At 67.2% G+C, this 23,864-nt stretch carries 19 protein-coding genes; 3 read left to right on the top strand and 16 right to left on the bottom strand.

The window, feature by feature from the left end:
• Both BLR03_RS08265 and BLR03_RS08260 read left to right on the top strand, forming a co-directional pair.
• Nucleotides 1-384 (top strand): HNH endonuclease signature motif containing protein (locus BLR03_RS08265; RefSeq protein WP_139184486.1); only part of this gene is annotated, 384 nt, incomplete at its 5' end.
• 358 nt (nt 385-742) lie between these two features.
• Nucleotides 743-1,741, top strand: a complete 999-nt coding sequence (locus BLR03_RS08260; RefSeq protein WP_254788280.1) for an alpha/beta hydrolase — start codon at nt 743-745, stop codon at nt 1,739-1,741.
• Between the two features lie 64 nt (nt 1,742-1,805).
• Here the strand turns inward: BLR03_RS08260 and BLR03_RS08255 are convergent, their stop codons facing one another.
• From BLR03_RS08255 to BLR03_RS08240, 5 genes are all read right to left on the bottom strand, one after another.
• Complete coding sequence (locus tag BLR03_RS08255; protein ID WP_091251603.1) at nt 1,806-3,626, bottom strand: gamma-glutamyltransferase family protein; 1,821 nt, start codon at nt 3,624-3,626, stop codon at nt 1,806-1,808.
• 106 nt (nt 3,627-3,732) lie between these two features.
• A complete protein-coding gene (locus BLR03_RS25180) occupies nt 3,733-3,861 on the bottom strand; it encodes an MFS transporter small subunit (RefSeq protein WP_302846578.1) in 129 nt (42 codons plus the stop codon).
• Nucleotide 3,862: 1 nt separating this feature from the next.
• The gene (locus BLR03_RS08250) at nt 3,863-5,257 is read right to left on the bottom strand and encodes an OFA family MFS transporter (protein ID WP_091251559.1); all 1,395 of its coding nucleotides are present in this window, start codon (nt 5,255-5,257) and stop codon (nt 3,863-3,865) included.
• Nucleotides 5,258-5,442: 185 nt separating this feature from the next.
• Nucleotides 5,443-7,953, bottom strand: coding sequence for a Tex family protein (locus tag BLR03_RS08245; RefSeq protein WP_091251557.1), 2,511 nt, complete (start codon nt 7,951-7,953; stop codon nt 5,443-5,445).
• A 23-nt stretch (nt 7,954-7,976) separates the two neighbouring features.
• The gene (locus BLR03_RS08240) at nt 7,977-8,582 is read right to left on the bottom strand and encodes an SOUL family heme-binding protein (protein ID WP_091251555.1); all 606 of its coding nucleotides are present in this window, start codon (nt 8,580-8,582) and stop codon (nt 7,977-7,979) included.
• 160 nt (nt 8,583-8,742) lie between these two features.
• Here BLR03_RS08240 and BLR03_RS08235 point away from each other — a divergent pair, with 160 nt between their 5' ends.
• Nucleotides 8,743-12,369 (top strand): TM0106 family RecB-like putative nuclease, encoded by a 3,627-nt coding sequence (locus BLR03_RS08235; RefSeq protein ID WP_091251553.1) that lies wholly within the window; start codon nt 8,743-8,745, stop codon nt 12,367-12,369.
• Nucleotides 12,370-12,481: 112 nt separating this feature from the next.
• Here the strand turns inward: BLR03_RS08235 and BLR03_RS08230 are convergent, their stop codons facing one another.
• From BLR03_RS08230 to BLR03_RS08185, 11 genes are all read right to left on the bottom strand, one after another.
• A complete protein-coding gene (locus tag BLR03_RS08230; RefSeq protein ID WP_091251552.1) occupies nt 12,482-13,339 on the bottom strand; it encodes a triose-phosphate isomerase family protein in 858 nt (285 codons plus the stop codon).
• A 60-nt stretch (nt 13,340-13,399) separates the two neighbouring features.
• Nucleotides 13,400-14,749, bottom strand: a complete 1,350-nt coding sequence (locus BLR03_RS08225; RefSeq protein WP_091251550.1) for an MFS transporter — start codon at nt 14,747-14,749, stop codon at nt 13,400-13,402.
• Between the two features lie 154 nt (nt 14,750-14,903).
• Entirely contained in the window at nt 14,904-15,032 is a 129-nt protein-coding gene (locus BLR03_RS25175; RefSeq protein WP_302846577.1) for a hypothetical protein, read from the bottom strand.
• A 12-nt stretch (nt 15,033-15,044) separates the two neighbouring features.
• Entirely contained in the window at nt 15,045-15,812 is a 768-nt protein-coding gene (locus BLR03_RS08220; protein WP_091251548.1) for an SDR family NAD(P)-dependent oxidoreductase, read from the bottom strand.
• A gap of 37 nt (nt 15,813-15,849) precedes the next feature.
• Nucleotides 15,850-16,872 carry a 3-hydroxyacyl-CoA dehydrogenase family protein gene (locus BLR03_RS08215; protein ID WP_302846576.1) on the bottom strand — a complete coding sequence of 341 codons (1,023 nt, stop codon included), beginning with the start codon at nt 16,870-16,872 and terminating at the stop codon, nt 15,850-15,852.
• A gap of 2 nt (nt 16,873-16,874) precedes the next feature.
• Complete coding sequence (locus BLR03_RS08210) at nt 16,875-17,357, bottom strand: ribose-5-phosphate isomerase (RefSeq protein WP_091251546.1); 483 nt, start codon at nt 17,355-17,357, stop codon at nt 16,875-16,877.
• Nucleotides 17,354-19,141: a dihydroxyacetone kinase family protein gene (locus BLR03_RS08205; RefSeq protein WP_091251544.1), complete on the bottom strand. Its 1,788-nt coding sequence runs from the start codon at nt 19,139-19,141 to the stop codon at nt 17,354-17,356. Before BLR03_RS08205 ends, BLR03_RS08210 begins: the two co-directional genes overlap by 4 nt.
• 98 nt (nt 19,142-19,239) lie before the next feature.
• Complete coding sequence (locus tag BLR03_RS08200; RefSeq protein ID WP_091251543.1) at nt 19,240-20,244, bottom strand: sugar phosphate isomerase/epimerase family protein; 1,005 nt, start codon at nt 20,242-20,244, stop codon at nt 19,240-19,242.
• Between the two features lie 146 nt (nt 20,245-20,390).
• Entirely contained in the window at nt 20,391-21,101 is a 711-nt protein-coding gene (locus tag BLR03_RS08195; protein WP_091251541.1) for a GntR family transcriptional regulator, read from the bottom strand.
• Nucleotides 21,102-21,597: 496 nt separating this feature from the next.
• The gene (locus BLR03_RS08190) at nt 21,598-22,668 is read right to left on the bottom strand and encodes an alkene reductase (RefSeq protein ID WP_091251539.1); all 1,071 of its coding nucleotides are present in this window, start codon (nt 22,666-22,668) and stop codon (nt 21,598-21,600) included.
• Between the two features lie 82 nt (nt 22,669-22,750).
• Complete coding sequence (locus tag BLR03_RS08185; protein WP_091251536.1) at nt 22,751-23,806, bottom strand: 2,3-butanediol dehydrogenase; 1,056 nt, start codon at nt 23,804-23,806, stop codon at nt 22,751-22,753.
• Nucleotides 23,807-23,864: the final 58 nt, after the last annotated feature.

The following is a 23,864-nucleotide window of genomic DNA, read 5'->3' as shown; positions in this document are numbered from 1 at the left end:
GCCTGCGACGCCGACATCATCCCCGTCCTGCTCGGGGGTGAGGGACGGATCCTGGACATCGGACGCGCCTCACGGCTCTTCCCGCCCCACCTCCGCAAAGCCCTCATCGCCCGGGACCTCGGCTGCGCCTTCCCCGGCTGCACCATCCCCGCGCCCTGGTGCGAAGCCCACCACATCACGTACTGGTCCCGCGGCGGAACCACGGGCACGGAGAACGGCGCCCTGCTGTGCTCCCATCACCACCACCTGATCCACAAAGAGGCGTGGACCATCCGGCTCCGGACCGGGGTTCCCTGGTTCATCCCGCCACCCCACATCGACCCCGGCCAAAAACCCCGCCGCAACCACTACTTCACCCCTGCCCGACTTGCCCGGGCCGCATGACCGCAGCCCGGACTGTGGCGGCCATATCGCGGCGATAATGCCGGCCGTGTCATCACGGACCCGGCAGTCACGGCAGTTCGGTCGGTAGTCACGGAACCTCGACCCTCCGAACGGCCCACGAGATTCCAGACCGCCTCTCCAGTTATCTCGATCATGGAGATAACATCGGACTGTGAACGATGCGATGCCGAAGGACCCCGGCAAATCTGCTGTTGATCCTGGACCGGATTCAGCGATTGGAGCCCGCAGGCCAGAAGTGTCCGCCCCTGCGCCGGACCCCGCCGATTTGGAGTCCCCACATCTCGCGTCCGCCCACGGCAACGCAAATGAAATCGAGTCGCCGGGCTTTAGGTCGGCGGTGCTGAACTGGAGCGGCGCCTTCGCCGCCGCCGCGCTGATCGTGGTTCCGCTCTGGATGCTGCTTGGCAACCCTGCAGTCCTCGGCGGCCACCCCGCACTGCCCGTGCTGCTGATCATCGCGGCCGTGGCAGGTCTGCTCTGGGCGTTCATCCTGGTCAAACGCTCGACTCTGCTCGAACGCTGGAGCCTGAACAAACAGCAGAATCTAAGAGAACACGGGCAAAAGAGGGTCAGTGTGTCGCGCTGGCACCTGGTCCGAGGTCTCGCTGGCAGGATCGTGGTCTTGGGGGTCGTCGCGGCGCTGGTGTGGCTCAACCCGTTCCCCTACCAGCCAAGCGGCACCGCCGGCCAAACCACCGCACCCGCCGGAACCACCGCGGAAACTAGAACCGCGACCATCACGGAGGACGCCACCTCGATCACCCTTGTTCCGGAAGGCAAAGCCACCACGGGGCTCGTCTTCTACCCCGGGGCCAGAGTCGATGCGCGCGCCTATCAGGACATCCTGCGCCCGCTCGCAGACGCCGGCCACCTGGTTGTCATCCTGAAAACGCCACTGGGCATCCCCCTGCTGAACACCGGCCAGGCCCGTGAGGCCATGGACCGGCACCCCGAGATCGGTTCGTGGGCTGTCGGTGGTCATTCCTTGGGAGGAGTGAGTGCGTCCTCCTTCGCGAAGTCGAATTCCGATGTCTCCGGACTGCTCCTGTTTGCCTCGTACCCGGCCGAAAACATGGCAGACGCCCACGGCCTCTCGGTGCTATCCATCTCCGGCTCGAATGACGGCCTGAGCACCCCGGACAAGATCGCGGCGTCGAAAGCCCTACTCCCGCCGAACACCACCTACGCAACGGTCGTGGGCGGCGTGCACGCGTTCTTCGGGGACTACGGCGAGCAGCCCGGGGACGGCGAGCCGGGCATCTCCCGGGAACAGGCGCAGCAGCAGATCGTCGCTGAGTCGCTCAGCTTCATGGACCAACTCCAAGCCAACCGCTAACAGCAACCAGGCGAAGGCCCCTCCTGAGCTGCACGAATTCTGCAACGTGTGAGCGCCGCGTCAGCTACCGGCCGGCGGCGTACCCCTGCGCGCCCCGCGGATTCGCGGCCGCCTGCAGGACACCGGTTTCAGGATCCCGCACGACGGCGGACAGCCGTCCCAGCGTCCAGTCACCAGCCCGGGTGACAATATGGCCCCGGCGCTCCAAGCCCTCAATGACGTTCTCCCCCAGCCGGCCTTCGACGACGGCGCCGCCCGGCTCCCACGTGCGCGGCCAGAAGGACCCGGGCATCGACGTCGTATGGAACGTCGGCGCGTCGATTGCTTGCTGCGGCGAGTACCCGCCCACGATGGTCCGCAGCAGGTAGGGCAGCTGCCATTGGTCCTGTTGGTCTCCGCCGGGCGAACCCAGTGCGGTCACGGCCCAGCCACCGCGCAGCACGAGAGTCGGCGTCAAGGTGGTGCGGGGTCGTTTGCCCGGCGTCAGCGTGGACGGCGTACCGGGTTCCAGCCAGGTCATCTGCAGCCGGGTGCCCAGGCAGAAGCCCAGCTCCGGGATCGCGGGCGAGGATTGCAGCCAGCCACCGGACGGCGTGGCGGAAACCATATTGCCCCATCGGTCCACGACGTCGATGTGGCAGGTGTCGCCCCGGGTCTCACCTGTCGGCGCCACGGTCGGTTCCCCGATGCCCAGGGCCGCGTGACGACGGGACCCCACCCCGCGCCTGCCGGCTGCACCGCCGTCGACCGTAACACCAGCTGTGTCATCACCCGACCGTCCAGCGGCCACCGGCGGCACGTACTCGGTACGCAGGGGCGGGAGATACGGCTCGCGCCCCGGCACGGAACCTGGACGGAAGGCGTGGGACGCCCGGTCCGTGATCAAGGCGCGGCGGCTGGCGCAGTAGTCGGCCGAGAGGAGGTAGTCCAGCGGAACGTCGGTGTCCCCGTAGTATGCCTCGCGGTCTGCCAACGCAAGCTTCTGGGCCTCCAGGATTGTGTGCGCACCCAGCTCGGTGGACGGGTCCAGATAACGGTCCTCGAAACCATCCAGGATGGCGAGTGTCTGGAGCAGTGCTGGCCCCTGGCCCCACGGACCTGTCTTGGCGATCGTGTGACCGCGGAACTCCACAGTGGAGGCAGCCTCGTACCCGGCCTCGAACCCCGCCAGATCCGCCAGCCCCAGCACCCCGCGGTGATCCATGCCCGAGGAATGCCGGTGCGGGGCCTGAACCGAATCCACCATGGCCCGGGCCACGAATCCCTCGCGCCACTCACGTCGGGCCGCATCAATCCGGGCCTCGCGGGACGACGCGCCGGCACCGGCCTCGATGAGCCGTTCCAGCGTCCGGGCATAGGCCGGATTCCTGACCATCTCACCCTCAGCCGGGATTCGGCCGCCGGGCATCCACAGCTCCGCAGACGTGGGCCAGTGCGCCTGGAACAGCGCTGCCACGGCCGCAATGGTGGTTCCGACCCGGCCCAGCATCGGATGGCCGTCCCGCGCGTAGCCGATCGCGAAGTCCAGCACGGTCTCCAGCTCCCACGTGCCGTGGTCACGGAGAAGAAGGAACCAGGCGTCGACGGCGGCGGGCACCGCGGCGGCGAGCGCACCGGAGCCCGGCACGAGGTCCAGGCCTTCGGCAAGGTAGTGCTCCACGGTGGCACCGGCGGGCGCGGGACCCTGGCCCATCAGGACTACCGGCGTGGACGGTTCGTCTGCCGTGACAAAGACACCGGTCATGTCGCCGCCGGGTCCGTTGAGGTGCGGTTCCACCACATGGAGAACGAACGCGCCCGCCACGACGGCGTCGAAGGCGTTACCGCCGCGCTCCAGCACGGCCTGGGCCGCCGCCGTCGCAAGCCAGTGCGTGGACGCGCTCATCCCAAACGTGCCCTGCAGCGTGGGGCGGGTGGTGAAGGGATCCGGGCGCGTGAACGCGGCCGGGCCGGTGTGCTGCCGGTGCAGTGAATCTTCTGTCGCCACGGTGTCAGCCAAACAGTGCCGCCACGCGGGTGAGGGTCTCGTAGACGCCGTAGGCGAGCGGCACTCCCACGAGGCCCCACGCGATGATCAATTTTCCGGTGGACCGTGTGACGGGTGTCTGCGCACTACTCATCTCAAGCCTCCAAGGCGGGTTCTTCGGGCCGGACACGGCCGCGGCGGGGTTCGTGGAATCGCGCGGCCACGGGCGTGACCAGCAGGTTTGCCACGAAGCCGATCACCAGCAGCCCCACCATGGTCAGCAGGGCGGGCTGGTACGACGCGGCCGTGAGCGCGCCGGGCTTGCCCTGCGCGTCCAGGAAAGCGTTGACGATCAGCGGCCCGGCGACGCCGGCCGCGGACCAGGCGGTCAGGAGGCGGCCGTGGATGGCACCGACCTGGAATGTGCCGAAGAGGTCACGCAGGTAGGCGGGGGCCGTCGCGAACCCCCCGCCGTAGAAGGAAATGATGATAAATGCGAGCACCACGTAGAGCACGGTGGACGTCGAGCCGGCCAGCGCGAGCACGGTGTAAAGCAGGGCGCCGACACCGAGGTAGACCATGTAGATGCGCTTGCGGCCGGTCACATCGGAGGTCGCGGACCAGGCAAAGCGGCCTGACATGTTGCCGATAGACAACAGCCCGACGAATCCGGCGGCGACGGCGGCACTGACCAGGGAGGTGCCGTCGGACTGGCGGAAGAAATCCTGGATCATCGGGGCGGCCTGTTCCAGGATGCCGATGCCTGCCGTGACATTGCAGAACAAGGCAATCCACACGAGCCAGAACTGCCGCGTCTTCACCGAGTTCCGGGCGGAGACGTTGTCCGTCGTGACCAGAGCGGCGGCTTTGACCTTGGCGGGGTCGAAGCCTGCCGGCTTCCATCCCTCGGCCGGAACCTTGATGGTGAAGGCGCCGAACATCATGTAGGCCAGGTAGACGACGGCGAGGGTCAGGAAGAGCTTGGCCACCGAGTCGCCGCTGGCCACCCAGCCCTTGGCGCCGGAGTTGGGGTCGTACAGCTTGAGCAGTGCCGTCGACACGGGGCTGGCGATCAGGGCGCCGCCGCCGAACCCCATGATGGCCATGCCGGTGGCCAGCCCGGGCCGGTCAGGGAACCATTTGATGAGGGTGGAGACCGGCGAAATGTAGCCGATCCCCAGCCCGATGCCGCCGACGACGCCGTAGCCCAGGTATACGAGCCAGCGCTGGCCGCTGAATATCCCCAGGGACCCGATCAAGAAGCCGCTCGCCCAGAACACGGCAGAGGTGAACATCGCCTTGCGCGGCCCGTTCCTGTCCACCCACGTGCCCATGATGGCGGCCGAGAGGCCCAGCATCACGATCGCGATGGAGAAGATAACGCCGATCTCGGTCAGGCTGGCACCGAAGTGCTTCACCAGCGCGGTCTTATAGACACTCGTCGCGTACGCCTGGCCGATGCACAGGTGCACGGCGAGCGCCGCAGGCGGCACGAGCCACCGGTTGAATCCCGGCGGTGCGATGGTTCGTTCGCGGTCCAGCCAGCCCATAAATGTTCCCCCTGCTCGTCAACGACGTCGGTGTCCAGCACACTGAGGCGAAGGGTCACTCACGCAGCCCGTTGCCTCCGGCAATCATGGTGCAGATCGTCAGCAAACGTACTATTTATGCGCCGAGCGGTAGCTTTTCAGCGATGAGCGGTCATCGAGTGCATGGCAATGGCGTCCGGGGGCGGCTACTTGCCGAGGCCCGCTTTTCGGAGCGCCTCCGCCATCGCGGTATTGACGGGCGACGGCGTGGACCTCGGCTGGGAGGCCGACCGTTGCGGCTGGGACTTTTGCGGCTGGGACTGTTGCGGCCTGCCCTGCTGCTGACCTGCCTGCTGCTGACCGCCCCGGGGCTGACCGGCCCGTGGTTGGGCTGGCCGCGACGTGTCAGGCTTAGGCGCGTCGGGACCGTTGCCTCCCCGGCCTCGGGAGGAAGGTGCGCTGCCGCCGGAAGCTGCCGGTTCGTCGTCGAGCCTCAGTGTGAGGGAGATGCGTTTCCGCTCCGGATCGGCTTCCAGTACCTTGACCCGGACCACCTGCCCGGACTTCACCACTTCGCGCGGGTCGGAGACGAACCGGTTGGCGAGCGCGGACACGTGCACCAGCCCGTCCTGGTGTACGCCGACGTCAACGAATGCGCCGAATGCCGCCACGTTGGTCACGGTACCCTCCAGCACCATGCCAGGCCTGAGGTCTGAGATCTTCTCGATCCCTTCCGAGAACGCCGCCGCGGCGAAGGCCGGGCGGGGGTCCCGGCCGGGCTTCTCGAGCTCGGCAATGATGTCCCGCACCGTGGGCAGGCCGAAGGATCCGTCCACGAAGTCCTGCGGATTCAGCGCGGAGGCCGGGCCGGCCTTGGCTGCCGCCTTGATCTTCCGCGCCACCGGGTAGGCCTCCGGGTGCACGCTGGAGGCATCCAGCGGCTCCGCTCCCCCGGTGATCCGCAGGAAGCCGGCGCACTGCTCGAACGCCTTCGCGCCAAGCCGCGGGACCTTCTTCAGCTCGCTGCGCTTCGCGAACGGGCCGTGCTCGTTCCGGTAGGCCACGATGTTCTCGCTCAGCAGGGGCCCGACGCCGGCCACCCGGCTCAGCAGCGCCGGCGAGGCCGTGTTGACGTCCACGCCCACCGCGTTCACGCAGTCCTCGACGACGGCGTCCAGGCTGCGGTCCAGCTTCGCGGCCGTGACGTCGTGCTGGTACTGCCCGACGCCGATCGACTTCGGTTCGATCTTCACGAGCTCCGCGAGCGGGTCCTGCAGCCTCCGTGCGATCGAGACGGCACCCCGCAGGGACACGTCCATGCCTGGCAGCTCGGCGGCAGCGAGCGCCGACGCAGAATAGACCGATGCTCCGGCCTCGGACACCACGATCTTCTGCGGTTTGGTTTCTGCTCCGGTGCCGAGCTGCTTGATCAGTTCGCCGGCGAGCTTGTCCGTCTCCCGCGACGCCGTGCCGTTGCCGATCGCGACGAGTTCGACGCCGTGCTTCTTCGCCAGGCCCACGAGGGTCCGCAGCGCCTCGTCCCATTTCCGGGCCGGGGCGTGCGGGTAGATCGTGTCCGTCGCAACCACTTTGCCGGTGCCGTCGACCACTGCGACCTTCACACCGGTCCGCAGTCCCGGGTCCAGGCCGAGGGTGGCGCGGTTCCCGGCAGGTGCGGCGAGCAGTACATCGCGCAGGTTGGCCGCGAACACGCGCACGGCTTCGTCCTCGGCGGCGGCAAACATCCGGCTGCGCAGGTCGGCCGTCAGCCGGGCCAGGACCCGTGAGCGCCACGCGAGCTGGGCCGTCTGCAGCAGCCAGGCGTCGGCGGGCCGGCCGCGGTCGGCGACCCCGAGGAACCTGGCCACGGCGGCTTCGTAACGGCCGCGCGCCGCGGTGAGGGCGGCGTCGTCGTCCGGTGCGGCCTCGGCGAGGTCGAGCTCCAGCACGCCGTCCTTTTCGCCGCGCAACAGTGCGAGAACACGGTGCGATGGCATCCCGGACGGCTGCTGGGAGAACTCGAAGTAGTCCTTGAATTTCTGGCCCTCGGCCTCCTTGCCCTTCTTGACCCGGGACACCATCCGGCCCTGCGTCCAGAGCCGTTCGCGCAGCGTCTCCGCCAGGTCCGCATCCTGGGCCACACGCTCGACCAGGATGGAGCGGGCACCTGCCAGCGCTGCGGCGGCGTCCCCGATCGAATGTTCGGCGTTGAGGTATTTGGCGGCTTCGCGCTCCGGGTCCAGCTCCGGGCGCTTCAGCAGCGCGTCGGCGAGCGGCTCCAGCCCGGCTTCGCGGGCGATCTGCGCCTTCGTGCGCCGCTTGGTCTTGAACGGGAGGTAGACGTCCTCAAGCCGCGACTTCGTGTCGGCCCCGACGACGGCGGCCTGCAGTTCCGGGGTCAGCGCCCCCTGCGCGGCGATCGCCTCGAGGATGGTCCGACGTCGGTCCTCAAGTTCGCGGAGGTATCGCAGCCGCTCCTCCAGATCGCGCAGCTGGGTGTCATCCAGCGTCCCGGTGGCTTCCTTGCGGTACCGGGCGATGAAGGGCACGGTGGATCCGGCGTCGAGCAGGTCCACGGCGGCCTTGACCTGCCAGGCCTGCACGCCGAGTTCGGCCGCGATCTGGGCGGCGATGCCCGATTCCTGGGTCTGCGGGGACGCGGCCTTGGGCGACGGGCTGGAGGCAGGTGAGGCGGGGCGCTGCGGGAGTTGGGTCACCTGTCCATTTTGCCTTACGCGGGTCAGCGGCCTGATTCGGCTGGCGGAGTAACAGGCTCCTGCACGTCCTGAACGACCTCGTTGTGGCGAAGGAGCCACGGTTTGAAGGGCGGATCAAAGCGGGCGAACCGTGGTGGCCCCACGGCCGTCAGCCCGGCGACCACCAGTGCTGCCTGGAGGCCAGTGTTGTGCCGTTCAAAGGCAGCTTCCGACCCGCTGCCCGTGAACCGAAGAGCAGCTGCCACGGACCCGGGAATGGCCCGCACCTTGACGTCGGGGTTCGCCGGGACCGGGGCGGTCTCCGCCGTCAATCCGGCGGGGAGCACAAAGGCCACCACAAAATCAGCAGGATCTTTGCTTCCCGGCAGCGGACCGCTCTGCAGCACCGGGGCGGTCATCGCCAGCTTCTGCGAAGGACCGAGTTCCTGGATCACCGGGGCCGTCATCGCCAGCTTCCGTTGTGCCGTATTGCTGCCGGTGATGTAGTTGAACAGGTGCCGGAAGGCGGCATTCCCGGCCCGGTCAAACGTCGCGTTGACCTGTATTTCGGCCACAACATGCGCGGGATACCGGCGCAACTCGAAGTGCGCGTATCGCCGGACCAGCTCATATGGTTGCTGTTCAGTCATAGTCCTCAGACCCTACGCCGAACCTGCGACAGGAACCAGATCTTGCGTGCTTCCTGTTCCAGGTTCGTGGTTTTTGGTTCCGGCGTGATTGTCAGCGGGCTTTGATACCTTGAACAACAGAAGGCCGGACCAGGCTCATTCCAGCAACAACGGGGGCACAGTGTTTTTCCTTGAACCTGAAGTGCCGGGATCATCACCGGATCTGGTCTACTCCGCGAGCGATCTTGTGGTTGCTGCCAGCTGCGAGTACCAACTGCTCCGCAAGCTCGACGAGAAGCTGGGCCGCTCCCCCAAACCGGACTTCGGCGTCGACGAGATGCTCGAACACGCCGCCAAGCTGGGCGACGTCCACGAGCACAGGGTCCTCGCGGATTTCGTCGAAGAGTTCGGCCCCTGGGATCCGGCCACCGGACGCGGCGTGTACGACGTCGCTCCTGCCGACAGCATAGATCGCGCCACTTTGGCGGCCAAGCACGCCGAGTCCATCGAGGCACTGCGGGCGGGCGCCGACGTCGTCTTCCAAGCAGCCTTCTTCGACGGCCAGTTCCATGGCCGCTCCGACTTCCTGGTGCGGCAGCCGGACGGAAGCTACGCCGTGTTCGACACCAAACTGGCGCGCCACGCAAAGGTGACGGCGCTGCTTCAACTTGCCGCCTACGGGGACCAGCTCCTGAAGGCCGGCATCACACCGGATCCGTCAATCACCCTGGTTCTCGGGGCCACCGTCCCGCTCCCGGGCGGCGGCTTCGACTACCTCCGCAGCCACCACAACTTGCCGGACATCCTGCCGGTGTTCCTCGAGAGGCGCGAGCGCTTCCTCACCCTGACTTCTGCGCATATGGGGCAGCCCGACACCGCGCAATGGGGTGCGTCCGGGCTGACCGCCTGCGGCCGGTGCGATTACTGCCAGGAGATGGTCAAGGCCACCGATGATCTCCTCCTCGTGGCGCGGATGAACTCCGCACAACGCAAGGCACTGCACGAACGGAAAATCTTCACGGTCCAGGAGCTCGCCGAGGCACACCTTCCCGGGGCGAACAGCGCACTGCTACGCCTCCAGGACCAGGCCCGAATGCAAAGCGGCGTTGGCGCCTCCGACGGGGAAGTCCGGTACGTCAAGGACGGCGAAGAGCACATCATCCGCTTTGCGGTGCTTCCGGAAAATGCGCTGGCGGAACTGCCATCGCCCTGCGAGGGCGACATCTTTTTCGATTTTGAGGGCGACCCCCTCTGGCAGGAAAGCGCCACGGGGGTCTGGGGGCTGGAGTACCTTTTCGGCGTCATCGAAGCACCGACGGGGCCCGGCGTCCCCGGGGTTTTCCGGCCCTTCTGGGCGCACAGCCGGGAGGCCGAGAAGCAGGCGTTCCTGGATTTCCTTGACTATGTGGAGCAACGCCGGCAGACGTACCCGGATATGCACGTCTATCACTATGCCGCCTATGAGAAGACGGCCCTCCGCAAGCTGTCCGTGATGCACGTGGCCGGAGAGGACACCGTCGACCGCTGGCTGCGCGAGGGGCTATTGGTGGACCTCTACCAAATCGTCCGGAACAGCATCCGGATATCCGAGAACTCCTACAGCATCAAGAAGCTCGAGCCGCTGTATATGGGGACAAACCTGCGCTCCGGGGACGTGAAAGACGCCGGAGCCTCGGTTGTTGCCTACGCCCAGTACTGCGAGGCCCGCGACTCCGATCAGCCCGAGGAGGCAGCCCGAATCCTCGCCGGGATCTCCGACTACAACGAGTACGACTGCCTCTCCACACTGGAGCTGCGGAACTGGCTCGTGGGTCTGGCCCGGGAGCGCGGGATCGAACAGCGCACCGGACAGGGCACCGGAGCGGAAATGGTCCCGGCCGAACTTCGCGCCCCCGCCGATCTCGCCGGGGCGGATGCCGGCCTCGGACCCGCTGAGCTTGCCCTGGCCGAGTTCGTCGAGCCCGGCTCGGGACTGCCGGACGCGGATCGACAAGCGGTCGCCATCCTGGCTGCGGCCGTAAGCTACCACCGTCGCGAGCGCAAGGCGTTCTGGTGGGCGCACTTCGACCGGTGCGAGAACGGACCGGACGCGCGCCACCCGCAGGACCGCAACGTGTTCCTGGTCGAGGACGCCGTGGCCCTCGAGGACTGGTGGAGGGACGGGACCAAGCTGCCCGAACGCAGGGTGAAGCTGATCGGCACCGTGACCGCCGGCTCGGATTTGCGTGAAGGCAGCATCTGGTTCCGCATGTACGAGCCCCCGCTCCCCGCGGGACTCGCGGGCACTGGCATCTACGGGACTGGCCGGAACGGCTGGTTCGGCACCGAAGTTCTAGAACTCGGCGAGGAAGACGGCCGGGACACGGTCATCATCCGGGACAAGCTCAAGAGGAACATCGAGCCGTACGCCCAACTGCCGATGGCGCTGACCGAAGACCAGCCCATCGCCACCAAGAATCTGGAGGAGTCGCTGGCGGCGCTGGCCGACGACGTCGCGGCGGTTTTGCGCGCTTCCCGTTCCGGGGCCAGCCGGTTCGGGAAGCATCCAGCCCTCGACCTCGTGCGCAGAGTGCCTCCGCGGCTTGCGTCGGGGGCGCCCCTGCCGTCGCCGGGACAGGGCCCGGAACGCTTCGTTGACGCCATCACGGAGGCCGTCGGGGCCTTGGACCATTCCTACGTGGCGGTCCAAGGGCCTCCGGGGACGGGCAAGACCCATGTGGGATCACACGTGATCGCCCGGCTCGTCTCGCGCGGGTGGAAGGTTGGCGTCGTCGGCCAGTCGCATGCGGTGGTCGAAAACCTGCTGCGGACCGCGGTCACGAAGGCCCGCGTCGACCCCGCCCGGGTCGCGAAGGACGTGAAGCACCGGGATCCGCTGCCCTGGAACCAGCGTTCGGCCCAGGATGTGGCGCGGCTGCTCGAGTCCCCTGGCGGCGCCCTCATCGGAGGTACCGCGTGGACCATGACCGGGGCCACCGTGCCGCGCGGCTCGCTCGATCTGCTGGTGATCGATGAGGCCGGCCAGTTCTCGCTGGCCAATACCCTCGCCGTGGCGCAGGCCAGCAGCCGGCTCCTGCTGCTCGGCGACCCGCAGCAACTTCCCCAGGTCAGCCAGGGTTCACATCCTGAGCCGGTCGACGAATCGGCCCTCGGCTGGATCTCCGCCGGTCACCCCACCCTGCCGCCTGAACTCGGATACTTCCTGGCGGACTCGTGGCGGATGACGTCACCGTTGTGCCGGGCCGTGTCCGAACTCTCCTACGAGGGGCGGCTCGTCTCGGCGCCGGCCGCGGACGCCCGGCGCCTGGACGGTGTTGCCGCGGGTATCGAAACGGTGATGGTCGAGCACCAGGGTAACGTCACGTCCTCGCGGGAGGAGGCTGACGAAGTGGTCCGGCAGGTGCAGCGGCATGTGGGCCTCAGTTGGCACACGGACGACGGCACCCGGCCGCTGGCTGAAACCGACGTCCTCGTGGTGGCGGCCTACAACGCGCAGGTCAACCTGATCCGCGAGGCCCTCAATGCTGCCGGGCTGCTACGGGTGAAGGTGGGAACCGTGGACAAGTTCCAGGGTCAGGAAGCCGCCGTGGTGGTCGTGTCCATGGCATGTTCGGCGGTGGCGGAGGCGCCCCGGGGCATGGAGTTCCTGCTCTCGACGAACCGGATCAACGTGGCGGTTTCCCGCGGGCAGTGGCGTGCGGTCATTGTCCGCGCCCCGGAGCTGACCAACTATCTCCCCACCCATCCCGCGGGCCTGGAACAGCTGGGCCGGTTCATCGGCCTGTGCCAAAGGTCAGTGCGCGCCTAGCTCCAAGGGGACATGCTCATTCTTGACCCGCATCTTCATGGAACCTGCTCGTTCAAAGGTAGCTACAACACAGGACATGCTCATTGTTCACTCGTCATTTCGAGGAGCATGCTCATTCCTTGCCTTGACCAAGGGACATCAAGGCATCATGTCCATCGCTCGCGGTCAGGGCTGGACATGTCCCGCGGGTTCCCGCGAGCAGCAGTGCCTCGTCGAGCACGCGACCGAAGTTCGCGGGGTCGTGCGCGAAGCGGCCCAGGAACAAGCCGGAGACACCCTCAAGCGTCGGCAGCAGACCGGGCTTGGCCGAACCGCCGTAGATGATCGGAAGCTCGGGCACCCCGGCCGTGGCGAGGCGCCCGCGGAGTGCCCGGACGACGTCGGACACGTAGGCCGCGGCCGCCGGCTCTGCCGCGCCGATGGCCCAGACGGGTTCGTAGGCAACCACCAATCGGCTGGCGCTGTCCCAGTCGCCGTCGACGGCCGATGCGATCTGGGCGTACACCCAGTCCGCCGCGGCAGCCGGCTCCCCGGCCTCGGTCTCCCCCACGCACAGCAGGGGCGTAAGCCCGGCGTCGTCTGCTGCCCGGGTCTTGAGGGCCACCATGGCGTCGTCTTCGCCGAAGTGCCGGCGTCGTTCGGCGTGGCCGATTTCCACGAGGCGGACGCCGAGCTCCGCGAGCATGGACGGAGCCACTTCCCCGGTCCACGGGCCGTCGGCCCAGCCACAGTTCTGCGCCCCGAGCAGCAGCGGCGACCCCTCCAACAGCCCGGCTGCCACGGGCAGGACGGGGAAGGACGGAATCACAAACGGCACAACCCGCCCGGCCGCGAGGGCCGGACGGGCGTCCACTTCATTCCGCAACTGCTCCAGCCACGCCAGGCTGTCCCGGTAGCCCAGGTACATCTTGGTGCTGACGCCCACCAGAATGCTCTGGCGGCAAGGCTGGCGGCTGGAAGTCTGCTGCATTGCGGGTTGCTTTCTGCTGGGTCCACGGACTGCGGTCTTGGGCTGCGACGTGTAAGCCGGTTACTGCTCCAGCAGCTCGTCGGCCTTGTTCCTGAACCTCTTGGTCGCGAACATCATCGCCGCGGCCAGGAACGGCAGCACACCCAGGGCGTAGACACCCATGGTTCCGGTGTCGGATGCCGTGATCTGGTTGACCGAGGTCCGCAGGATCGGGGCGACAAAACCGCCCAGGTTGCCCAGCGAGTTGATCAGGCCAATGCCCGCTGCTGCAGCCGTTCCGGTCAGGAACGCCGTCGGGTAGGACCACGCGATGGGACCGATAGACAGGAAGCTGCAGACGGCCAGGCTGATGAAGATGATGCCGAGGGCCGGAATGTGGTTCGCACCGGCCCAGGCCGAGCCGAAGATGCACAGTCCGGTGGAGATGAAGAGTCCGGTGCCCCACACCCTGCGGCGGATCACCGTGTTGGCTGCCTTGCCGATGAAGTAGCAGGCGAAGATACCGAAGAACCACGGGATTGCCGCCATGAGTCCGACGGCGAGACCCACCTTTTGCCCGGTCAGCTGCGCCACCTGCTGCGGCAGGTAGAAGGTGACGCCGTAGACGGCGACCTGCAGGCAGAAGTAGATGACCGTGAAGTACCAGACCTTGCCGTTCTTCATGGCGGCCAGCACACCGCGCGGGCCGGATTCTTCCTTGACGCCGTCCTCCAGGGCCATGACGTCCAGGAGCGCCTTCTTCTCGTCCTTCTCCAGGAACTTGGCGTCCTGCGGGCTGTTGATAAGGAAGAAGTACGCCGCGACACCGGCCAGGACGGCCAGCATGCCTTCGACGAAGAACATGACCTGCCAGCCCTGGACACCGGGGACCTGGTCGCCGATGTTGATGAGCCAGCCGGACAGCGGTGCGCCCATCATCTGGGAAAAGGGCTGCGCGAGGTAGAAGATCGCGAACATCTTGACCCGGACCTTGTTGGGGAACCACGCGGCCAGGAACATGATGACGCCCGGGAAGAGCCCGGCCTCGGTCACACCCAGCAGGAAGCGCAGGATGATGAAGGACGTCTCGCCCTGCACGAACGCGAAGCAGGCGGAAACGATGCCCCAGGTGATGGCGATGCGGGCCAGCCACACCTTGGCCCCGAACTTGGTCAGGAGCAGGTTGCTCGGAATTTCGAACAGGGCGTAACCGATAAAGAAGATCCCGGCGCCCAAGGCGAAGGCGCCGGCGCTAATGCCCTTGTCCACTCCGAGGGCCGCCTCGGAAAAGCCCACGTTGGTGCGGTCCAGGAACGCCACCACGTACAGGATGACGAGCATCGGCATGAGCCGCCGGGACGCCTTGGAGATTGCCGATTTCAGGACCGGTGTCTCCAGGAGATCCCTGGTGGAGGTTGTTGCTACGGACATCAAAACTCCTCATTGAGTGAATCAGTTGAGTAGATCAGGAAGGTAGAACAGGTCGAACGTGCAGATGGAGCGGGTGGGTGACGCTGAGGTCCAAAACACCCGTCCAAAGCACCCGTCCAACGCAGACGGGCGAAGCGAGCGGGCGAAGCGCCGGCTAACGGGAGAAGGCCATCATCAGGATTCCGGCCATGCAGGCCAGGATCCCGACCGCGAGATAGATCTTCCGTCCTTTGCCCCAGCTCGCGAATCCGGCGGGAGCGGCAGTCTTGCTGTGGTGTGGCACGGGACTTCTTCCTTAGTGCATGTAGAGTCCGCCATCAACATTCAGCGTCTGGCCGGAGACGTAGCCGGCGTCCTCGCTGATGAGGAAGGCGATGGCGGCCGCGATGTCCCGGGTGGAACCGACGCGGTTGACCACGAGGTCTTTGGTGAGTTCGTCTTTGCGTTCCTCGCTGAGCGTGCCTCCCATGATGTCGGTGTCGATGGGGCCCGGGGAGATGGCGTTGACCGTGATGTCGTGGGGGCCCAGTTCCCGTGCGGTGGACCGGGTCAGGCCGATCACGCCGGCTTTGGCCACCGAATACGGTGTCTTGGAGTAGGTCCCGCCGCCGCGCTGGGCGGAGACCGAGGAGATGTTGACGATCCGCCCGATGCCGTTCTTGACCATGGACTCGGCCACGCGGCGGGTGGCGTAGTGGACACCGTTGAGGTTGATGCTGAGCACCCGGTCCCATTCGGCGGCGTCGAGTTCCAGGTACGGGACCGGCGAGCTGACGCCGGCCACGTTGGCCAGGGCCACAATCTGCGGCAGCTCGGCCTCGATCTCGTCGATGGCGGCACGGACCGATGCCTCGTCGCCGATGTTGGCGCCCGCGCCGTAGGCCTTGACGCCGTGCTCCGCGGCCAGTTCCTTGGCCGTTGCCTTGCAGCGGGCATCGTCGAGGTCAATGATGCCAATGTTCCAGCCCTGCGCCGCGAGGTAGCTGGCGGTGGCGCGGCCGATGCCGCGCTCGGACACGGCGCCGGTGACGATTGCCGTGCGTTCTGCCGGGAAAATGCTCATGGGGATACTCCTGAAGAGTGCGAAAGAAGAAGTGGGTTCAGTTGATCGGGGCGGGGCCAAGGTCCTCCAGGAGCTGCTGCATCGCCACGTACGCCTTGTTGCGGTACGCGATCAGCTCCGGTGTTCGCTCGGCCGGCACGTTGAGGAATCCGGCGCCGGACTTGGTGCCCAGCTTGCCTGCATCCACCAGCTCGGTGAGGATCTTCGGCGTCGCAAATCGTTCGGGGAAGTCGGTCTGAAGGGACTTGTAGCAGAAGTTGTAGACGTCCAGTCCGGCCATGTCGGCGATGGCGAACGGTCCGAAGAACGGCAGCCGGAACCCGAACGTGGTGCGGACCAGGGTGTCGATGTCTTCCGCCGTCGCGATCTCCTGCTCCACCAGCTGGGCCGCCTCGTGGAACAGCGCGTACTGCAGCCGGTTGAGCACGAACCCGGTGACGTCCTTGACGACGGCGGTCTGCTTCCCGGCGGCGTGCACCAGGTCGCGGACCGCGCCGACCGTGGCCGCCGAGGTCCCGGCGTGCGGGATCACTTCGACGCCGGGGATGAACGGGGACGGGTTGGAAAAGTGCACGCCCAGGAACCGCTCGGGGTTGGTGACGGGCTCGGACAGCTCCGCGATGGAGATGGTGGAGGTGTTGGATCCGATGATGGCGTCCGGGCGGGCGGCTGCGCTGATCCGGGCCAGGGTCTGGTGCTTGATCGCGATGACCTCGGGGACGGCCTCTTCGATGAAGTCGGCGTCGGCCACGGCTTCCTCGATGTCCTTGGCGGGCCACAGGTTTTCCTTCAGGAGCTCCGTGGAGCCTTGCGGGAACAGCCCGGCGGCAACGAATTCGTCCGATTCCGTCAGCAACCGCTCGTAGTTCTTCTGTGCCACTTCGGCGGACACGTCAGCCAGCGCGACGCGTGCGCCGCCGAGGGCCAGCACCTGCGCGATCCCGCCGCCCATGTAGCCGGAGCCGACGACGGCGATCTTGCGGGCGGCGTTGATGGCGCCTGGGGTCTCCGGTGCTGTGCTCGTTTCAGGAGCCGGGGCGTTGGTTGTTGATTCGGTCATGGTCAGACTGCCTTCGTGTAGTCGGGCTCGTACGAGCAGATGGCGTCCACCTTGGCGGCGGAGGAGGAGTTTTCGTCGAAGCGGTGGCCCAGCCATTCACTCACGAGCTTCTTGGCGAGTTCCAGGCCGATGACGCGCTGGCCGAGGGTGAGGACCTGGGCGTTGTTGCTCAGGACGGATCGCTCCACGGAGTAGGCGTCGTGGGCGGTGACGGCCCGGATGCCGGGGACCTTGTTGGCCGCGATCGCCACGCCCAGGCCGGTGCCGCAGATCAGCAGCGCCCGGTCGGCGTCGCCGTCGGCGACTTTCCTGGCCGCGTCGACGGCCACGTGCGGGTAGGCGGTGGAGTCGTTGGCGCCGACTCCCACGTCCTGGACGGAAGCCACGCGGGGATCGGCTTCGAGCAGCGCCTTTAGCGCGATCTTGTATTCGACGCCGGCCTCATCGTTGCCGATGACCACGCGCCAGCCTGTTGCTGTGCTCATGCTTGTGCTCCTTGTTCCGCCGGCTCGGGGTTGGCGAGCCGGGATGCTGTGGGCGAAGTGTTCGTGTCTGAGGTGTCGGTGAGTGCAGAAATCCGGGTGGCGATCAGGGCGAAGGACACCGCGCCGGGGTCGGGGTGGCCGAGGCTCTTTTCGGCGAGCGGGCGGGCCCGGCCTTTGAGCGGGCGCAGCTCGGCGGTCCGGTCTGCGGCATCCGTGGCGGCGGCCGCCGCTGCGGCGAGCGAGCCGGCCACCGTTGCACCGCCGTCGAACGCCGTGAGGAAGGAATCCTGGAACGGCAGCAGGGCGTCCACCATGGTCTTGTCCCCCAGCTCGGCCTTGCCGAGTGCTGTGATGGCCTCGGTGAAGGCCGTGACCGCAGCCGCCGCGTCCCCGCCGCCGTAGCTGCCCCGGTTGCCCAGGGCCAGCCCGGCCGCGATGACCGCAGAGCCCCAGAGCGCGCCCGAGGTCCCGCCAGCGCGTTCGCTCCAGGCCTCCCCCGCGGCGGTCAGGACGCGCGCGGGTGACGAGCCGCCGTCGTTCGCCGCAGCCTGCTCAGCCGCCGCGACGGCCGCGTCCACGCCGCGGCGCATGCCGATCCCGTGGTCTCCGTCCCCGGCGATGGCATCCAGCCGGCCCAGTTCTTCTTCGTGCTCAACGATCACGTCCCGCGTCCGGCCAAGGAGTTCAGCGGCCAGCCGCCCGAGGGCTGCAGCCGCCGCGGTGGGGGGTTCGACGTCGGCCGCCTCCTCGGCATCCGGCCCGGCGAGTTCGCGGCGGGCGCGGGGCGCCAGGTTTCCCTTGCGGAAAGCGGGCGTATCCGCCGGGGCGGCCCAGTACTGTTCGAGTTCCTCGTCCAGCCACAGCAGGGTCAGGGAGAGTCCGGACATGTCCAGGCTCGTAACGAGTTCGCCGCATTCGGGTTCCACCACGGTGAGCCCGGCGGCGGTGAGGAGTTTCTCGATCTTGCCGTAGAGCAGGAAGAGTTCGTCGTACTTGACGGTGCCCAGGCCGTTGACGATCGCGACCACACGGGTGCCGGCGTCGTGCGGCCTATCGGCCAGGAGATTGGTGACGAGGAGCTCGGCCAGTTCAGAGGCGGTGGGCATGGGGTGATCGGAGATGCCCGGTTCGCCGTGGATGCCCAGGCCGAGGGACATGTGCCCCGCGGGGACCGAGAACAGCGGCGCTTCCGCGCCAGGCAGGGTGCAGCCGTCGAAGGCCACGCCGAGGGAGCGGGTGCGGTAGTTGGTCCGGATGGCCAACCGTTCGACGTCGTCCAGGTTCAGTCCCGCTTCCGCGGCGGCGCCGGCAACCTTGAAGACTGTCAGGTCGCCGGCGATGCCGCGGCGTTTCTCGATCTGGTCCAGCGGGGCGCTGGCGATGTCGTCGGTGACCAGGACGGTGCGGGTCTCGATGCCTTCGGCGTTGAGGCGCAGCTGGGCCTGGCCGAAGTGAAGGACGTCACCGGCGTAGTTGCCGTAGCTCAGCAGCACGCCGCCGCCGGCGTTGGCCGCCTTGGCTACCCGATAGACCTGGCCGGCCGCGGGCGAGGCGAACATGTTGCCGCAGGCCGAGGCGGTGGCCAGTCCCGGCCCGACGAGGCCGGCGAACGCCGGGTAGTGCCCGGAGCCGCCGCCGACCACCAGGGCAACCTGTCCGGTCGGGACCTCGGTGGAGCGGACGACGCCGCCGTCGACACGGGCCACGTAGCCGCGGTTGGCTGCCACGAAGCCGTCCAGTGCCTCATCCGCAAAGTCAGCGGGGTTGTCGAAGATCTGGGTCATGGTTTCCTCATTGAATCCGTGTTGGAGAAGTGGATCTGGGGTGAAACGGGGTGGTGCGGCCGCCCCCAATTGGCTAGACGGCCGCACCAGGCGCCGGGTCAAACGCGGGCGAGTTCCGCCGTCGCGGGCTGCTGCCGTCCTTGGGCCACCTGGCTCTGGCCGAGGGCGTAGCCGTCGGTCTTGGGCAGGACCTGGCGGCGGAGGTAGTCCTGGTTGCTGGCCGTGACGCTGAGTCCGTCGCCGCCGTAGTGCTCGGTGCAGAGGATCCCCTGGAAACCGACCGAGAGCGCCACCTTGAACGCCTCGCGGTAGTTGATGAGGCCGCTTTCCATCGGGGCCGGCATCGCGACGTAAGTGTTCCGGGCAACGTCCTCGTCGCGGATGTAGTTCTTCATGTGCCAGTAGTTGGAGTACGGGAGGGTTTTGGCGACCATCTCGCGCCAGTCCTCGATCGGTCGGTGGAGCCGGATGAGATTGCCAAGGTCCGGGTTGAGGCCGACGTTGGCCAGTCCGATGTCCTGGACCAGCTGGACGGACGAATCCGCGGCACCGAGATACGTGTCCTCGTACATTTCAAGCGAGAGCAGGACGCCGACGTCGGCCGCGTGCCGGCCCAATTCCCGCAGGCGGGTCACGGCGTTGTTCCAGGTTTCCTTGTCCCCTACCGGGTCCTTGTAGCCTTCGACGGTCCAGAACCAAAGCTGTTTCTGCTGCTCGGCGGTGATGGCCTGGTGCAGTCCGAAGGACACCACTTCGCAGCCGAGCTCGGCGGCGGCGTCGATGGTGCGGTGGCTGTAGGCGAGGTTGGCTTCCCAGTTGCCGGCCTCGATCACGCTGCGGCGGATGGCTGAAATGACGGGGATGCCGATGCCCACGTTCCCGGCAGTCTGCTTGAACTCCGCAAGCCGGGCGGCGCTGAGGTCGCCCGGCCGGACCCAGCTGTCCGTGAGGTCCGCGTTGGCAAAGCCCGCGTCCTTGACCTCCTGCAGCACCTCGGCCCAGACGGACGCCGGGGCGTCGTTGACGTGGGTGCCCAGGGCGTCGGTGCCCGGGAACTGCAGCAGCGCCGCGGTGATTGGCCAGTTTTCGGCGGTGTAAGCCATGGGTCACTCCTTCGTGGAATCCTGTTTCCTATAGGATTTACTATCGAAAGGATGTTGTCAAGGTCACATCGGGGCCATTGGCAACAATCGAAGATCCTATAGGGATTCATCGTTGTCGTGAAGGGAACTCCAGAAATGCTGGGTGGTCAGTCTGCCGGCGCGTCCGCAATGGCCCGGCCGCGCACCTTGCGCACGTGCTCCGCCATGGCGGCTTCAGCCTTCTGCGGGTCCCCCGAGGCCAATGCATCCAGGACGGCCTGGTGTTCGGCGATCGCGTGGTCGGCGTCGGTGATGCCTACTCCCCCGAACAGGCGGAAGCGCTGGATCTGTCCGCCGAGGGCGGCATAGGCGGCCACCATGAACTGGTTGCCGGTGTGCTCTGCGATGAGCCGGTGGAACCGCTCGTCGGCTTCGAGGTAGCCGCGGAATTCGGCAAAGGACGGCCCGCGCGGCGCGTCCTTGAGGTCGGCCACGGCCTGTTCCAGTTCCCTGAGGTCATTCGGCGTCAGCCGGGCGCACGCCAGGCGGGCGTTGACGGGCTCGATCGCAAGCCGGGCCTCCATGAGCTCGGCGAAGTCTTCCTGGGTGAACACCGGAGCGACCCGGTAACCCTTGAGCGCGACCCGCCGCACCATGCCGGTGTGTTCCAGCCTGGCCAGCGCCTCGCGGACGGGCGTGGGAGAAACGTCGAGCTCCCGCGCGGTCCCGTCGATGCTCACTGCGGCACCGGGTTCCAGCCGGCCATCCATCAGCGACGCCAGAAGTTCTTCATAGACGTGGTCCGCCAGGACCTGCCGGCTGACGGGGCGGCCCGCGGGACGCCCCTCAGAGGCGCTGCCGGTGGAAGCTAGTTGCATGTTCAGATCCTATAGGACTGGGGTGGAAGCGTGCGTGGGGAGGCTCCCCCGGGACATGCTCATTCGCACCGCTCAAGAGCGGACATGCCCCTCTCCGGGGCTCCACCAGCGGCAAACGACCACGGGGACATGCCCAGCCACGCGACCAGCCAAGGCACATGCCCTGTAGCGCGTTGCACCAGTGGACATGTCCAGTGCCCCAGGAACGCGGAGCGGGACAAGTCCAGCCGCACGTGTCATCGCGAAGCATGTCCAGTCGCAGGACCGCTCGACGAGGGACATGCTCGTTGTTAAATGCAAGCAGTGGACAGAATGGCATTCTGTCCACTGCTCGTAGCTGCGGCTGAGCATGTCCACTGGCCATGATGTGCCGCGAGGGACATGTCCAGCCGCGAGAGGGTGCTCCGGCGGAACATGTCCAACCGCGGGTGCGGCGCGGGCGTGTGCTACGCGATGCGAGCCCGCAGGCACGTACAGCCGGTGGCCCCGTCGCTGTCTAGTTCTGGTAGGCCGGGTAGTCGGTGTAGCCCTCGGCGCCGGCGGCGTAGAAGGTGGAGGGGTCGGGCTCGTTGACGGGCAGGCCTTCGCGCCAGCGGCGGGCAAGGTCCGGGTTCGCGATGGCCGGGCGGCCGACCACCACGGCGTCGGCGTGGCCGTCCGTCACGAGTGCCACTGCCTCGTCGCGCGTCGTGATGACGCCAAAGCCGGTGTTCACGAGGAAAGTCCCGCCGAAGCGAGCGCGCAGGTCCTGGACGAGTGCGCTCGTGGGCTCCTTGTGGAGGACGCTGAGGTACGCAAGCTTCAGGGGAGCCAGCCCGTCGACCAGCCGGCCGTAGGTCTCCCGGACATCGGCAGCATCCAGTTCGAGGGCGCCCTGGACGTTGTGTTCCGGCGAAATGCGGATGCCCACCCGGTCCGCGCCGAGGGCTGCAACAACGGCCTCGACCACTTCGAGGACGAAGCGGGCGCGGTTCTCGGGTGAACCGCCGTAGATGTCATCGCGCTGGTTAGCGGACGGAGCGAGGAATTCGTGGAGCAGGTAACCGTTGGCGGAGTGCAGCTCCACGCCGTCGAACCCTGCCTCGACAGCTCTGCGCGACGCCGTGACGAATTCCTCGACGATGCCCGGCAGTTCCTCGGTGGTGAGGGCGCGCGGAACGGGGAACGGCTGCTTGCCCGCGTAGGTGCGGGTTTCGCCGTCGATCGCGATGGCGCTGGGCGCCACAACCTCATGACCACCATTGGTGTCCTGGTGCGTGACACGGCCGGCGTGCATGACCTGGGCGAAGATCCGGCCGCCTTCGGCGTGGACGGCCGCGGTGACGTTGGACCAGCCCTCGAGCTGCTCCGGGGTCACCAGGCCCGGCTGGCCCGGGAAGCCCTGGCCGGCGTGGCTCGGGTAGGTCCCTTCACTGACGATCAGGCCGAGCGAGGCGCGCTGGCGGTAGTGTTCAACGACCAGCGGCCCCGGGATTCCTTCCCGGCCGGAGCGAAGACGGGTCAGCGGCGCCATCACGAGACGGTTGGGCAGTTCCAGTTCGCCGAGGGTCATCGGGGAAAACAGCATGCGCAATTCCTTTCACAGTGAAATGGGTTCACTGGCGGCAACTGCGAGGCGTCTGCAACTATTCCTGATGAGACTCGGATCACTACGGGTGGACGATGATTTTCACCGCGGTGTCGTTGTGGTTGATCAGCGTATCGAAGCCTTGGTCCACCAAATCATCCAAGGCGATTCTTCCGGTGATGAAGGGTTTGAGGTCGACTTTTCCGTCCTGGACGAGCTTGATGGCGGCCGCATGGTCGCCGCAGTAGGCGATGGTGCCGCGCAGATCGATTTCCTTCAGCACGACTTTCTGCATGTCCACCGTGGCCGGGTGCCCCCAGATCGACACGTTGACGACGACGCCCGCAGGCTTGACGACGTCGAGCATCGTGTCCAGCACGGCATTCACGCCGGCACATTCAAACGCCGCGTTGGCCCCTGCGCCGCCGGTCAGTTCCAGCACGCGCGCCTTGACGTCATCCGAGCTCGGGTCCAGAACGTGATCAGCAACCCCGGACGAGGCCGCCTTGTCCTTGCGGGCGGTCGACAGCTCGGTGACGATCGTGGTGATGCCGATGCCTTTGAGGACCGCGGCGGTGAGCAGGCCGATAGGTCCGGCTCCCCCGACGACGGCGACGTCCCCGGCCTTGAGCCCGCTGCGGCCGACGGCGTGATACGCCACCGCGAGGGGTTCGATGAGCGCGGCCTCATCCAGGGGGATGTCTCCGACCGCGTGCACCCATCGGGCGTCGACAACGATCTTCTCGCTCAAGCCACCACCGCCGCCCGCCAATCCGATGAAGCCGATCTTTGTGCAGAGGTTGTAGTGTCCGCTGAGGCAGGGGCCGCATTCATTGCAGACGAAGTACGGCTCCACGACGACGCTGTCTCCGACCGCCAGGCCGCTGACTCCTTCCCCGAGTTCCTCGACCGTGCCGGAGAACTCGTGCCCCAGGGTGACCGGCGCGGCCTCGTGGGTCAGTACGTGGGGGTTGCCCGGCGGCGGGGTGAAGATAGGCCCTTCCAGGAATTCGTGGAGGTCTGTGCCGCAGATGCCGCACCAGGCGACGGCGATCTTGACCGCACCCGGACGCAGCTCAGGCTCAGCGATATCTTCGATCCGGAGATCCTTACGGGCGTGAAATCGTGCTGCTTTCATGATGTTTCGCCTTTGCATTCCAGGCCGTGGATGCGCCCGGTAAGGCGCATCCACGGAA

Origin of the sequence: Arthrobacter sp. ok909 (genome assembly GCF_900104405.1) — a bacterium.
Taxonomy (GTDB): Bacteria; Actinomycetota; Actinomycetes; order Actinomycetales; family Micrococcaceae; genus Arthrobacter; species Arthrobacter humicola.
This window is presented reverse-complemented; position numbering and strand designations above follow the sequence as displayed.